Annotated in this window: 12 protein-coding genes; 7 read left to right on the top strand and 5 right to left on the bottom strand. The window is 61.0% G+C overall.

The window, feature by feature from the left end:
* The first annotated feature begins 24 nt into the window (after positions 1 to 24).
* The 3 genes from JTJ32_RS09420 to JTJ32_RS09410 all read left to right on the top strand — a co-directional run bounded on the left by JTJ32_RS09420 (position 25) and on the right by JTJ32_RS09410 (position 3,230).
* A complete protein-coding gene (locus JTJ32_RS09420) occupies positions 25 to 951 on the top strand; it encodes a choline ABC transporter substrate-binding protein (RefSeq protein ID WP_210041873.1) in 927 nt (308 codons plus the stop codon).
* Between the two features lie 157 nt (positions 952 to 1,108).
* Positions 1,109 to 1,426, top strand: coding sequence for a hypothetical protein (locus JTJ32_RS09415; protein ID WP_099231046.1), 318 nt, complete (start codon positions 1,109 to 1,111; stop codon positions 1,424 to 1,426).
* A gap of 235 nt (positions 1,427 to 1,661) precedes the next feature.
* Positions 1,662 to 3,230, top strand: a complete 1,569-nt coding sequence (locus JTJ32_RS09410) for a SulP family inorganic anion transporter (RefSeq protein ID WP_210041872.1) — start codon at positions 1,662 to 1,664, stop codon at positions 3,228 to 3,230.
* 27 nt (positions 3,231 to 3,257) lie between these two features.
* On the opposite strand, the gene aroE is transcribed toward JTJ32_RS09410, so the two are convergent.
* On the bottom strand, positions 3,258 to 4,079 hold the full coding sequence (aroE, locus tag JTJ32_RS09405) for a shikimate dehydrogenase (RefSeq protein ID WP_210041871.1): 822 nt from the start codon (positions 4,077 to 4,079) through the stop codon (positions 3,258 to 3,260).
* Positions 4,080 to 4,223: 144 nt separating this feature from the next.
* Complete coding sequence (gene hemF, locus JTJ32_RS09400; RefSeq protein WP_099231052.1) at positions 4,224 to 5,138, bottom strand: oxygen-dependent coproporphyrinogen oxidase; 915 nt, start codon at positions 5,136 to 5,138, stop codon at positions 4,224 to 4,226.
* Positions 5,139 to 5,303: 165 nt separating this feature from the next.
* Here hemF and JTJ32_RS09395 point away from each other — a divergent pair, with 165 nt between their 5' ends.
* Positions 5,304 to 6,281 carry an NADPH:quinone reductase gene (locus tag JTJ32_RS09395; RefSeq protein WP_210041870.1) on the top strand — a complete coding sequence of 326 codons (978 nt, stop codon included), beginning with the start codon at positions 5,304 to 5,306 and terminating at the stop codon, positions 6,279 to 6,281.
* Positions 6,282 to 6,305: 24 nt separating this feature from the next.
* Here the strand turns inward: JTJ32_RS09395 and JTJ32_RS09390 are convergent, their stop codons facing one another.
* From JTJ32_RS09390 to JTJ32_RS09380, 3 genes are all read right to left on the bottom strand, one after another.
* Positions 6,306 to 6,863 carry an L-threonylcarbamoyladenylate synthase type 1 TsaC gene (locus JTJ32_RS09390; protein ID WP_099231054.1) on the bottom strand — a complete coding sequence of 186 codons (558 nt, stop codon included), beginning with the start codon at positions 6,861 to 6,863 and terminating at the stop codon, positions 6,306 to 6,308.
* A gap of 37 nt (positions 6,864 to 6,900) precedes the next feature.
* Positions 6,901 to 8,013, bottom strand: coding sequence for a DNA-processing protein DprA (gene dprA, locus JTJ32_RS09385; RefSeq protein WP_210041869.1), 1,113 nt, complete (start codon positions 8,011 to 8,013; stop codon positions 6,901 to 6,903).
* A gap of 123 nt (positions 8,014 to 8,136) precedes the next feature.
* On the bottom strand, positions 8,137 to 9,162 hold the full coding sequence (locus JTJ32_RS09380; protein WP_210041868.1) for a LysM peptidoglycan-binding domain-containing protein: 1,026 nt from the start codon (positions 9,160 to 9,162) through the stop codon (positions 8,137 to 8,139).
* 123 nt (positions 9,163 to 9,285) lie between these two features.
* On the opposite strand from JTJ32_RS09380, the gene def reads away from it, so the two are divergent.
* The 3 genes from def to rsmB are packed head-to-tail and all read left to right on the top strand — an operon-like array spanning position 9,286 to position 12,103.
* Positions 9,286 to 9,792, top strand: a complete 507-nt coding sequence (def, locus tag JTJ32_RS09375; protein WP_210041867.1) for a peptide deformylase — start codon at positions 9,286 to 9,288, stop codon at positions 9,790 to 9,792.
* A gap of 59 nt (positions 9,793 to 9,851) precedes the next feature.
* On the top strand, positions 9,852 to 10,796 hold the full coding sequence (fmt, locus tag JTJ32_RS09370; protein WP_210041866.1) for a methionyl-tRNA formyltransferase: 945 nt from the start codon (positions 9,852 to 9,854) through the stop codon (positions 10,794 to 10,796).
* Entirely contained in the window at positions 10,793 to 12,103 is a 1,311-nt protein-coding gene (rsmB, locus tag JTJ32_RS09365) for a 16S rRNA (cytosine(967)-C(5))-methyltransferase RsmB (RefSeq protein WP_210041864.1), read from the top strand. Before fmt ends, rsmB begins: the two co-directional genes overlap by 4 nt.
* The last annotated feature ends 9 nt before the right edge of the window (positions 12,104 to 12,112 follow it).

Raw genomic sequence — 12,112 nt, 5'->3', positions numbered from 1 at the left:
AAGAAAATCAAAAGGGGTACACCGATGAGAAAGCTATTCACCACACTGGCGGTCAGTGTCATGACGTTGGGGAGCGTTGCGGTCCACGCCGCAGATGCCAGTTGCAGCACCGTCCGGATGGCAGACCCGGGCTGGAGCGACATCGCCGCCACGAACGCAATCACCAGCGTTGTGCTTGAAGGCCTCGGTTACAAGACCAGGATCGACACGCTCGCGGTGCCGATTGCCTATGGTGGTCTGAAAGACGGACAACTGGACGTTTTTCTGGGCAACTGGATGCCGGCGCAGCAGGGCTTCCACGACAAATTCGTGGCCACCGGTGACGTCACCCAGTTGGCGAAAAACCTGGAAGGCACCGAATTTACCCTGGCCGTGCCCGACTACGTCTGGGATGCAGGCGTACACACCTTCGCCGACCTGAACACATTCGCCGACAAGTTCAGCAAGAAGATTTACGGCATCGGCTCCGGCGCGCCCGCCAACCTGTCGCTTCAGGAAATCATCAAGAAGAACGAGTTCGATCTGGGCGGCTGGAAGCTGGTGGAATCCAGCGAGCAGGCAATGCTCGCCGAGGTCAATCGTAACGTGAAGCGCAAATCGTTCGTGGTGTTTCTGGGCTGGACCCCGCACCCGATGAATGTGCAGATCAAGGGCATGCATTACCTCAAGGGTGGCGAAAAATACTTCGGAGACACCGGCTCTGTCTTTACACTGACCCGCAAAGGCTACGCCGAAGCCTGCCCGAACGTGGGCAAACTCCTGACCAATCTGAGCTTCACGCTGGACATGGAAAACACCATCATGGCCGATGTGGTGAACAAGAAGGTCAGCAACACCGAAGCTGCCAAGGCGTGGATCAAGGCCAACCCGGCGGTATTGGATAAATGGCTGGATGGGGTGAAAACCATCGACGACAAGGAAGCGCTGGCGGCGGTGAAGGCGAAGCTTTGAACACACGTTTGCGCCGCCCTGCAACACAGGTAGCGACGGATTAAGTTTTCCTCACATTTCTTCAGCGCGCGCGGGTACGTGCTAAATACGGGCGTCGCTGCATCCCGTGGACACTCGTGGGCCGTGCAGCACCTACCGGCTGAACTGGAGAATGCTGATGAAAAAATTACTGATGTCGCTTCCGCTGGCTTTGGTCCTGAGTACGACTTTCGCCTCGGCAGCGGGCTGGCCACCGGAGACTGGGGCCAAAGTGGTGGGCAATGCACTGGAAGTCCCGACCAAGCTGGAGGCGACCGACGTTTCTCTGGAGAAGATGCTCAATGACGGCGCAAAAGTGGTGTCTTCCTACGTGGCGCAGGACGGCCCGGTGGTGACGGTGCTCAACAAGAAACACTATGCCATCTGCATGCTCAAAGGTGCCGGCATGGGGTCGGACCAGAACGTCGCAACGTCGAAGTGTTATGTAATGAATTAGGTTGAAGCACTTGCTACCCGCCCACGCTGTATCAGACGCAAGACGTGTCAGCGACGAGGCGCTGACACGCGATAGAAAGGCAGGGGCCGAAGTGCAACGCTCGCGGACGAGTCCGCTCCCACACTAACGCCTGCGTTTATTCAGGCAGAATTAACAACATGCACAGGGCATGTACACGATCAGGTCGAGCCACAGGCGTGTAATCTGGCAGCAATTCACCAATCATGAGGGACCGATGCGCTGGCTCAACCGCCATAAATTCCTGCCTTTTCTGGCCTGGCTTCCTCAGCAGACCCGCGCCAGCGTCGGGCGTGATGCGTTAGTGGGGTTGAGCGGCGCCATTCTGGCCCTGCCGCAATCCATCGCCTACGCGCTGATCGCCGGGTTGCCTCCCGAGTACGGCCTGTATGCCGCGATCGTTCCAGTGATCATCGCCTGCCTGTGGGGCTCTTCCTGGCATCTGATCTGCGGCCCGACCGCCGCCATCTCCATCGTGCTGTATGCCAGCGTCAGCCCGCTTGCGGTTCCGGCGAGTCAGGATTACATCACCCTGATCCTGCTACTGACGTTCATTGCCGGGGTCTTCCAGCTCCTGCTCGGCATGGTGCGCTTTGGTGCGCTGGTGAATTTCGTCTCGCACTCGGTGGTGATCGGATTCACGCTGGGGGCTGCTGTCGTGATCGCGTTGGGGCAAATACCCAACTTGATGGGCATCAATCTGCCCAGCCAGACCACAGCCCTCGACAGCCTGACCGCATTGCTTGAGCACCGGGGCGAGGTCGACACGCTGTCGCTCGCGCTGGGTCTGGTGACCCTCACGCTGGGCATTGTCCTGAAATTGCTGATGCCGCGCTGGCCCACGCTATTGATCGCGTTGGTCGCGAGCAGCCTGCTGGTCTGGTTATGGCCTGCGATGTTCGGCCACGTCAGGCTGGTCAGCGCCTTTGCCGGAAGCCTGCCACCCTTCGCCCCTCTGCCGCTGGATGCCGAGCTGATCCTCAAACTGCTGCCGACGGCCGTAGCCGTCGGCATGCTCGGGCTGGTCAACAGCCTGTCGATTGCACGCTCGCTGTCGACGCGTTCGCAACAGATGCTCAACGCCAACCAGGAAGTCCGGGCGCAAGGCCTGTCGAACATGATCGGGCCGCTGTTCTCCGGCTATCTGTCGGCAGGCTCGTTCACGCGTGCTGCGCTCAACTACGAAGCCGGTGCCCGCTCGCCACTGGCTGGGGTTTTTTCGGCTTTGTGGGTCGCATTGTTTGCGGTTGCCGGGGCCTCGGTAATCGCCCACATACCGATCCCCAGCATGGCGGCGTCCATTCTGCTGATCTGTTGGGGGCTTATTGATCGTCGTGGTATTACGGCGTTGTTCCGGGTCAGCCGCTCGGAGTTCTTCGTGATGGCGCTGACCTGCCTGGCCACCTTGCTGCTGGAGCTGCAGACGGCTATTTACGCAGGCGTGCTGGCTTCGCTGTTCTTTTACCTCAAACGCACCTCGCAGCCCCGCGTGCAGCAGTTGCGTGAAGGCGACGAGGACATCCTGCGCGTCGGCGGCTCGATCTTCTTCGGCGCCAGCCACTACCTGCAAACCCGCCTGCAACGCACCCAGGGCCAGCGTGTAGTGATCGAGGCGCAACAGATCAACTTCATTGATTACTCAGGCGTCGAAATGCTGCATCAGGAAGCGCGCCGCCTGGCCAGACAGGGCAGGGCGCTGGTGCTGCGCCATGCGAGACCGCAGGTGATCGAGGAACTGCACAAGCTCGAAGGCGCCGATCAATGCCCGATTGTGTTTGAGGATTGAGGTCAATCGAAAGCGTTCTGGGCTGCGTCAGCCGGCCAACTGCCCGCGCAGTTCGGCAAGCACCGGCGCTGAGTCAGGACGGACGCCGCGCCACAGCAGAAAAGCTTCGGCAGCCTGCTCGACGAGCATGCCCAGGCCATCGACCGACTGCGCAGCACCCTGCTCAGTGGCCCAGCGGCAGAACGCCGTAGGCTCCTTGCCATACATCATGTCGTAGCAGAAGGTCTTGCCCGGCTCGATCAGGCTGGGCGAGATCGGCGGCAGTTCACCGGCAAGGCTCGCGGAGGTGGCGTTGATGATCACGTCCACCGACTCCTGAAGCCAGTCGAAACTGCTGGCAAATACAGGGCCGAGGTCCGCAAATTCCTGAGCCAGTTTTTCAGCTTTTTCCACCGTTCGATTGGCAATCACCAGCGCCAGCGGCTGTTGTGCAAGCAGCGGTTCCAGCGCACCGCGAACGGCTCCGCCCGCCCCCAGCAACAGAATGCGCTGCCCGCGTAGACTGACGCGACAATTGATGGTCAGGTCGCGCACCAGGCCAGCGCCATCGGTGTTGTCACCCAACACAGAACCGTCGTCGAGCCTGCTCAAGGTGTTGACCGCACCTGCCCGCCGGGCCCGTTCGGTCAGGCTGTCGGCAAGCCGAAAGGCTTCTTCCTTGAACGGCACTGTGACGTTGGCGCCACGCCCTTGCAGGAAAAACGCACGAGCGAACGCAGTGAAATCGTCCAGCGGGGCCAGCGACGCCTGATAATCCAGCGCCTGCCCGGTCTGCCCGGCGAACAGACGATGAATCAATGGCGACTTGCTGTGGCCGATGGGGTTACCGAAGACGACGTACTGGTCCATTGTGGTTCCTGTTGATGTATTGCAGCGCCTGCAGCGCTCGGTCTCGCAAACGACGTTCAGCCCACTGAAGAAAAGCTCCCACGACTCCCGGTGGGTGCCTGGAGACGTGGTGAAGCCTTCCACGGGCTTGACTGCACAGTGCAATCATTCCTCAGCCAGCCAGTCCCTATCCGTCAGGAAGTACTCGGTCAGGCGAGCCTCTTCACTGCCGGGCGCAGCCTTCCAGTCGTAGCCCCAGCGCACTTGCGGCGGCAACGACATCAGGATCGATTCGGTACGGCCACCCGATTGCAAACCGAACAACGTGCCGCGGTCATACACCAGATTGAATTCCACATAGCGCCCGCGGCGGAATTCCTGAAATTCGCGTTGCTGAACGGTGTAGGCGTTGGCCTTGCGGCGGCGCACGATTGGCAGATAAGCGTTGATGAACGCATCGCCAATCGCCCGGATGAACGCAAAGCTGGTCTCGAAATCCCACTGGTTTACATCATCGAAAAACAGACCGCCGATCCCGCGCGGTTCATCGCGATGCTTGAGGTGGAAGTAGCTGTCGCACCAGGCCTTGTAGCGTGGATAGACGTCATCGCCAAACGGCGCACAGGCCCGCTCGGCAACCCGGTGCCAGTGGATGCAGTCTTCTTCGACGCCGTAGTAGGGCGTCAGATCGAAACCGCCACCGAACCACCAGACCGGCTCCTCGCCTTCTTTCTCGGCGATGAAAAACCGTACATTGGCGTGGGACGTCGGCACATGCGGGTTATGCGGATGGATGACCAGCGACACACCCAGCGCTTCGAAACCACGTCCGGCCAGTTCGGGACGATGCGCACTGGCGGAAGGAGGCAGGTTGCTGCCGAAGACGTGAGAGAAATTCACGCCGCCTTTCTCGATGACCGCGCCATTCTCGATCACGCGCGTACGGCCACCACCGCCTGCCGGACGAGTCCAGGCGTCTTCGACGAAGTGCGCGTTGCCATCTTCCTGCTCAAGCGCAGTACAGATGCGATCCTGCAGGTCGAGCAGGTAAGCCTTCACGGCCTCGGTACGGGTACTCATGGCGATCCCTTACGGCTGACTTCAAACGGCTGAGCCCACGGAACACAAGCGGCGCAGGCAAATTGGCGCGTAGCATACCATCGGCAGGCGGGTGTGGCAGTTGACGAGGGTCGGGGGAAGGAGTTGGATAGACGTTTTGCAGTCTGTTTAATCATGGAGAGAACAATGACAAAGCGTATCCAGTTCAGCACTGTCGGAGGACCCGAGGTACTTGAATACATCGACTTCGAGCCCGAAGCGCTTGGTCCGCAGGAAGTGCTTGTACGCAACAAGGCCATCGGCCTGAACTTCATTGATACCTACTACCGCAGTGGTCTGTACCCGGCACCCGAATTGCCGTCCGGCCTGGGCACCGAAGGGGCAGGCGTGGTCGAGGCCGTGGGCGCTGAAGTGACGCGCTTTGCAATCGGTGACCGGGTTGCCTACGGAACGGGTCCGCTCGGCAGTTACAGCGATGTTCATGCGTTGCCGGAAGCCAATCTGGTGAAGCTGCCTGACGCGATCAGCTTCGAGCAGGCCGCCGCCGTGATACTCAAGGGACTGACCGTTCAATACCTGCTACGCCAGACGTATCAGGTCAAACCGGGCGAGATCATCCTGTTTCATGCTGCCGCTGGCGGCGTAGGTTCGCTGGCCTGCCAATGGGCCAAGGCGTTGGGCGCAAAACTGATCGGCACGGTCAGCACGCCGGAGAAAGCGGCGCACGCTAAAGCGCTGGGCGCCTGGGAAACCATTGATTACAGCCATGAAGATGTCGCCAAGCGAGTGCTGGAGCTGACCGACGGCCGCAAATGCCCGGTGGTCTACGACGGTGTCGGCAAGGATACCTGGCTCACGTCGCTGGATTGCGTTGCGCCGCGCGGTCTGATGGTGAGTTTCGGCAATGCCTCCGGGGCGGTCTCCGGGGTGAACCTGGGCATCCTCTCGCAGAAGGGCTCGCTTTACGTCACGCGCCCGACGCTGGGGAGCTACGCCAATAACGCGCAAAACCTGCAGACCATGGCCGACGAGCTGTTCGACATGCTCGCCAGCGGCAAACTGAAGGTTGGCGAGATCAAGCAGTACGCGCTTGCCGACGCAGCACAGGCACACATTGAGCTGTCTGCCCGTCGCACCACGGGATCGACCATTCTGATCCCGTGAAGCGTGCCGTCGTTCGCGTTCGGCTCAGCCCGCGCGAACGACCTGCGCGGTTGCAATATCGCGAATCACGCTAGGGTTTCGGCGACCGCCCAGGCTGCCACCGAGCACCAGATCGATCTGGCCACGGAAATACTGCTCGACGCGCAGCCGCGACCTGGCAGCAGGCCGGCCCGCAGGGTTGGCGGATGTCGAGATCAACGGACCGACCAGCGCGCACAGTTCACGCACCGTCGGGTGATCTGTTACGCGCAGGGCGACAGTCTCGTGAATCCCGGTAATCCACTCCGGCAGCAGATTCTGATGGGGGACCAGCCAGGTGTTTGGGCCGGGCCAGGTGCTGGCCATGCGGTCCAGCCACAGCTCGGGAAAGTCCTCGAACAGGAAGTCGAACTGGCGAATGTTGTCGGCGATCAGAATCAGTCCTTTTTCCACAGGACGTGACTTGATTGCCAGCAGGCGATAGACCGCCTCTTCGTCCCATGGGTCGCACCCCAGCCCCCAGACTGCCTCGGTCGGGTAGGCGATGACCGCTCCGGCTCGAATATCACGAGCGGCTTGTTGCACACGCCAACTGCTGACCATTGTAGTCTCTCCACGAAATCCTGGCGGCAGTTTAACCTCAGGGGGCTCTGGCGAACCATCGTCCGGCTTCACTGCTGATCCTTCCGTCGAGTTCAAGCTCGGTGAGTGCCGCGAGCACCCTGGGTAACGGCCAGCCGATTGAGACCGACAAGCCCTCGCTGGTGTGGGGTGCGGCGTGAAGCAAGTCGAGCAACGGGTGATCGCAGGCAGAGACTGAAGCAGAGCCGGCGTTATCGGGGGCAGTCATGTGCCAGTGTTGCAAGCCTTCCAGAATGTGATCGACCGTTTCGACCAGTGTTGCGCCATCACGAATCAACTGGTGACAGCCCTTGGCACCTGGGTGGTGGATCGAGCCCGGTATCGCATACACCTCGCGCCCGTGCTCCGCTGCAAGACGTGCCGTGATCAGCGAACCGCTGGCGACGCTGGCCTCAACCACCAGCACACCAAGGGACAAGCCGCTGATGATTCGATTGCGCCGCGGAAAGTTGCTGGGCTGCGCTTCGGCGTCCAGAGGGAACTCGGAAATCACAGCGCCGCCCTGCGCGGCCATCTGCGCGGCGAGTGTCCGATGCTGCTGTGGATAAAGTTTTTCGAGTCCCGTGCCCAGGACGCCGATGGTAAGGCCGCCGACATCCAGTGCGCCCTGATGTGCAGCACCGTCGATACCGCGTGCCAGACCGCTGGTGATCACAAAACCGGCACCGGCCAGGCTTCGGGCGAACGCTGCGGCAGTGTCCAGTCCAGGTCTGGATGCACGTCGGCTGCCGACCATCCCCAACTGCGGTCGATCAAGAATCGAAGGGTCACCGGCGATGAACAGCAGGGGCGGCGGATCAGCGATCTGCGCCAGCAAGGCAGGGTAGCCAGGGTCGTCCCACATCAGTAAATGCTGGCCGGAACGCTCCAGCCAGGCCAGTGCAGCGCTTGCACCATCGCGTACCGACGGGTCGCGGCGAGCCTCGGCGCTGACCGTTGGAAGACCCAGCGCCCGCCATGCGCTGGCAGGTGCGGAGAGTGCCGCTGAAGCGCTGCCGAAGGCATCAATCAATAGGGAGAAGCGTTTCAGGCCGACTTCCGGCAAACGATGCAAGCGAAGACGCGCTTCCAGCTCCGAGGGCGACGGAACGGCTTTTTCGAACAGCGGCATGAGATCGTCCTTGATCAATTGTGCACGTCAAGCAGTGCACAAACCTGTGGATAACTCTGTTGACAACAATTTGATAAGTGAGCGCGCCTCAGGAAAAATCCGTATCAAAACTGCAACATGGCGCTATGGGTTACGGACCTTGTCCATAATGGCCAAAGATCGATTGGCGTGCAGGACCAAGGCGTAACTAAGCTTGTCGTAGGTGCGGAACACCATCAGCAGTCCCGACCGCTCGTCCGGGATCTTCACCGACTCGCCGGTGACCCGGTCGCGCACTCTTTCGCCGGTCTTGTAGATTGCCAACACGTTGCCTTCGGTCAGGCCGTCGCGCCGTCCTCTGTTCAGCGTGACCACGTCCATGACACCAATCTGAGTCACACCGCGTGGCACATCCAGAATCAATCCTTCCACCGGCGTCTGAGGAGCGCTGGGCATGAAGGTCGAATTGATCGCCCGCTCTTCACTGGCGAACAGACGGTCACCCAGCCTTACTTCCTGAGTCGAGCGCTGAAGCATCAGGGTGGATACGTCGCCCTCGGTGGCCACGACTTCACCGCCCCCGATGTCGTCGGCATTGATGCCCAGCACCTCGTCAGTGTCGGGATCGGTGTAAACCTTGCCCTGACGGAAAATGCCATAAACGGTATGAGCCGGATCCAGCGCGCCGCGCGCATAGACCCGATCGCCACTGCCGCTGAGCACGCGCTCGGCGTTACCGGCAACGATGTAAGGCGCCTGCTGGAACTGCTCGACGTTATCGATGATCCGGTTGCTGATCAGAAACGCATTGATGGCGCCCAGCGGGATACTGGGGATCGCCTCGACCATCGGCGTGCTGCGCACACGCGGTGACAATTTGATCGTGCCTCGGGACTCGCCGCGGTTCAACGTCACGCGTGGCTGGCCATCGACGTAGGAGAGCGAAAGCGTGTCGCCCGGGTAGATCAGATCGGGATCGCGTACCTGCGGGTTGGCGCGCCATATCTCGCGCCACTTCCACGGTTCACGCAAAAACTTGCCGGAAATATCCCAGAGGGTGTCGCCTGTGGCGACGGTATAAGTCTGCGGATGGCCTTCCCTGAGCTGCACTTGCGCCTGGACAAGACCGCTGGCGGTCAACAGCAGCAAGGCGAGTAGTGATTTCCTCATGCGGTGAATCCCTTTATCATGTTGCCTCGCGTGAACAATAGAGTCCCATCATGGGCTGCCCGCTTTGACGTCCGAGCCCGCAGCCGACATTGACTTTACCTTAACAGTGCAGCTCTTACGTATATGGCTATTTTAAACATCCTCGAATTTCCCGATTCGCGCCTGCGCACCATCGCCAAACCTGTGGCGATAGTAGACGACGGCATTCGCCAGTTGGTCGACGACATGTTTGAAACCATGTACGAAGCGCCTGGCATCGGGCTGGCAGCGACCCAGGTCAACGTCCACAAACGTGTGGTGGTGATGGACCTGAGTGAAGATCGCAGCGAGCCGCGCGTGTTCATCAACCCTGAAATCGAAACGCTGACCGATGAAATGGATCAGTATCAGGAAGGCTGCCTGTCGGTGCCCGGTTTCTACGAGAACGTCGACCGCCCGCAAAAAGTCCGCATCAAGGCGCTGGGCCGCGACGGCGAGCCTTACGAGCTGGTGGCCGAAGGTCTGTTGGCGATCTGCATTCAGCATGAGTGCGATCACCTGAACGGTAAGCTGTTCGTCGACTACCTCTCCAACCTCAAGCGTGACCGGATCAAGAAGAAGCTGGAAAAGCAGCACAAGCTCAACGCCTGATCCGTCATCACCCAAAAGGCCTGTCGAAGGCCTTTTTCTTTTTTCAGAACGAGAAGTCCATGACTGAGCCACTGCGCATCGTCTTCGCCGGCACTCCGGAATTCGCCGCCGAACACCTCAAGGCCCTGCTCGACAGCCCTTATCAGATCGTTGCGGTCTACACCCAGCCTGATCGCCCGGCCGGTCGTGGACAAAAACTGATGCCCAGCCCGGTCAAGCAGCTGGCGCTCGAGCATAACGTGCCTGTCATGCAGCCGCCGACGCTGCGAGCACCCGAAGCCCAGGCAGAACTGGCGGCGTTGAAGCCGGACCTGATGGTCGTGGTCGCCTACGGCCTGATCCTGCCGCAGGTGGTGCTGGATATTCCGCGTCTGGGCTGCATCAACAGCCACGCCTCTCTGCTGCCACGCTGGCGCGGCGCCGCACCCATTCAGCGCGCCGTTCAGGCGGGTGACGCCGAAAGTGGCGTGACGGTGATGCGCATGGAGGCCGGTCTCGACACAGGCCCCATGCTGCTCAAGGCTGTGACCCCGATTACTGCGCAGGACACCGGTGGCACGCTTCATGATCGTCTGGCTGAGCTCGGCCCGCCCGCAGTGTTGCAAGCCATTGCTGGCCTGGCAGACGGCTCGCTGATCGGCGAGGTTCAGGACGACAGCCAGGCCAACTACGCCCACAAATTGAACAAGGACGAAGCGCGCATCGACTGGACGCGTCCGGCCGATGAGCTGGAGCGCCTGGTGCGTGCGTTCAATCCATGGCCGATCTGTCACAGCACGTTGAACACCGAAGCATTGAAAGTTCTGGCCGCCGATCTGGTCGAAGGGCAGGGCGCGCCGGGCACGATTCTGAGTGCCAGCAAGGAGGGTCTGATCGTCGCCTGCGGCGAGAACGCCCTGCGCCTGACTCGCCTGCAACTGCCGGGAGGCAAGCCACTGAGCTTCACTGACCTGTTCAACAGCCGCCGCGAGAAATTCGCCGTCGGCACGGTGCTGGGCCAATGAACCCGCGTCTGGCCGCGGCCAAAGCCTTGGCCGCTGTTCTCAGCGGCAAGGCATCGCTGAACAGTTCACTGCCCACGCAACTGGACAAGGTCGAGCTGCGTGATCGCGGCCTGACTCAGGACCTGGCATTCGGCACCGCGCGCTGGCAGCCACGCTTGTCGGCCCTCGCAGCCAAACTGCTGCAAAAGCCGTTCAAGGCCGCCGATGCCGACGTCGAAGCCTTGCTGCTGGTGGGTCTGTATCAGTTGTTCTACAGCCGCATGCCTGCTCACGCCGCGATTGGCGAAACCGTGGGCTGTGCCGACAAGCTGAAAAAATCCTGGGCGAAGGGTTTGCTCAACGCCGTATTGCGCAATGCACAGCGCGAAGGCGAAGCACTGCTGATCGAGCTGGAACATGACCCGGTCGTGCGCACGGCTCATCCGCGCTGGCTGCAGAAAGCCCTGAAGGCCGCATGGCCTGAACACTGGGAAGCAATCTGCGCCGCCAACAATGCTCATCCGCCGATGATCCTGCGGGTCAATCGTCGTCACCACAGCCGCGATCAATACCTTGAATTGTTGAAGGCTGCAGGTATTGAAGCCAGCGCCTGCGCGTTCAGTCAGGACGCCATCGTGCTCGCCGAGCCCTGCGACGTACGCTCGCTGCCCGGTTTTGCCGAAGGCTGGATCAGTGTCCAGGACGAAGCCGCGCAACTGGCCGCTGACCTGATGGAGCTTGCCCCCGGCCAACGCGTGCTGGACGCCTGCTGCGCACCGGGCGGCAAGACCTGCCATCTTCTGGAAGTACAGCCGCAACTGAAGGGCGTGGTGGCCGTGGATCTGGAAGCCAAGCGTCTGGTGCGTGTTCGCGAGAATCTCGACCGCCTCGGCCTGGATGCCGAACTGATCGCCGCCGATGCCCGGGAAACCGCGCAATGGTGGGACGGCAAGCCATTCCAGCGCATCCTGCTCGATGCCCCGTGTTCGGCAACCGGCGTGATCCGTCGCCATCCGGACATCAAGCTGACGCGTCAGCCAGACGACATCATCGCGCTCGCCACGCTGCAAGGTGAGCTGCTCGACGCCCTGTGGCCTACGCTTGAGGTGGGCGGCATGCTGATCTACGCCACGTGCTCGACACTGCCGACGGAAAATACCGAAGTGGTCGAAGCCTTTCTGGCCCGCACTTCCGGGGCAAGGGAGCTGGATATCGCCAGCGAAGCGGGTATCAAACAGCCACATGGCCGCCAGTTGCTGGCGCAGCAAGGCGGCCACGATGGTTTCTACTACGCCAAACTGATCAAGATCGCCGCGGCGCGGGCTTGAGGATGCAAC

Source organism: Pseudomonas alliivorans (assembly GCF_017826695.1).
Classification (GTDB): domain Bacteria; phylum Pseudomonadota; class Gammaproteobacteria; order Pseudomonadales; family Pseudomonadaceae; genus Aquipseudomonas; species Aquipseudomonas alliivorans.
The sequence above is the reverse complement of the archived record's forward strand: the minus strand, read 5'-3'. Positions and strand labels throughout refer to the sequence as shown.

Excerpts from the sequence above, each read along its gene's own strand:
- JTJ32_RS09420 (WP_210041873.1), top strand. The coding sequence starts at position 25 with ATGAGAAAGCTATTCACCACACTGGCGGTCAGTGTCATGACGTTGGGG.
- JTJ32_RS09415 (WP_099231046.1), top strand. The coding sequence starts at position 1,109 with ATGAAAAAATTACTGATGTCGCTTCCGCTGGCTTTGGTCCTGAGTACG.
- JTJ32_RS09410 (WP_210041872.1), top strand. The coding sequence starts at position 1,662 with ATGCGCTGGCTCAACCGCCATAAATTCCTGCCTTTTCTGGCCTGGCTT.
- aroE (WP_210041871.1), bottom strand. The coding sequence starts at position 4,079 with ATGGACCAGTACGTCGTCTTCGGTAACCCCATCGGCCACAGCAAGTCG.
- hemF (WP_099231052.1), bottom strand. The coding sequence starts at position 5,138 with ATGAGTACCCGTACCGAGGCCGTGAAGGCTTACCTGCTCGACCTGCAG.
- JTJ32_RS09395 (WP_210041870.1), top strand. The coding sequence starts at position 5,304 with ATGACAAAGCGTATCCAGTTCAGCACTGTCGGAGGACCCGAGGTACTT.
- JTJ32_RS09390 (WP_099231054.1), bottom strand. The coding sequence starts at position 6,863 with ATGGTCAGCAGTTGGCGTGTGCAACAAGCCGCTCGTGATATTCGAGCC.
- dprA (WP_210041869.1), bottom strand. The coding sequence starts at position 8,013 with ATGCCGCTGTTCGAAAAAGCCGTTCCGTCGCCCTCGGAGCTGGAAGCG.
- JTJ32_RS09380 (WP_210041868.1), bottom strand. The coding sequence starts at position 9,162 with ATGAGGAAATCACTACTCGCCTTGCTGCTGTTGACCGCCAGCGGTCTT.
- def (WP_210041867.1), top strand. The coding sequence starts at position 9,286 with ATGGCTATTTTAAACATCCTCGAATTTCCCGATTCGCGCCTGCGCACC.
- fmt (WP_210041866.1), top strand. The coding sequence starts at position 9,852 with ATGACTGAGCCACTGCGCATCGTCTTCGCCGGCACTCCGGAATTCGCC.
- rsmB (WP_210041864.1), top strand. The coding sequence starts at position 10,793 with ATGAACCCGCGTCTGGCCGCGGCCAAAGCCTTGGCCGCTGTTCTCAGC.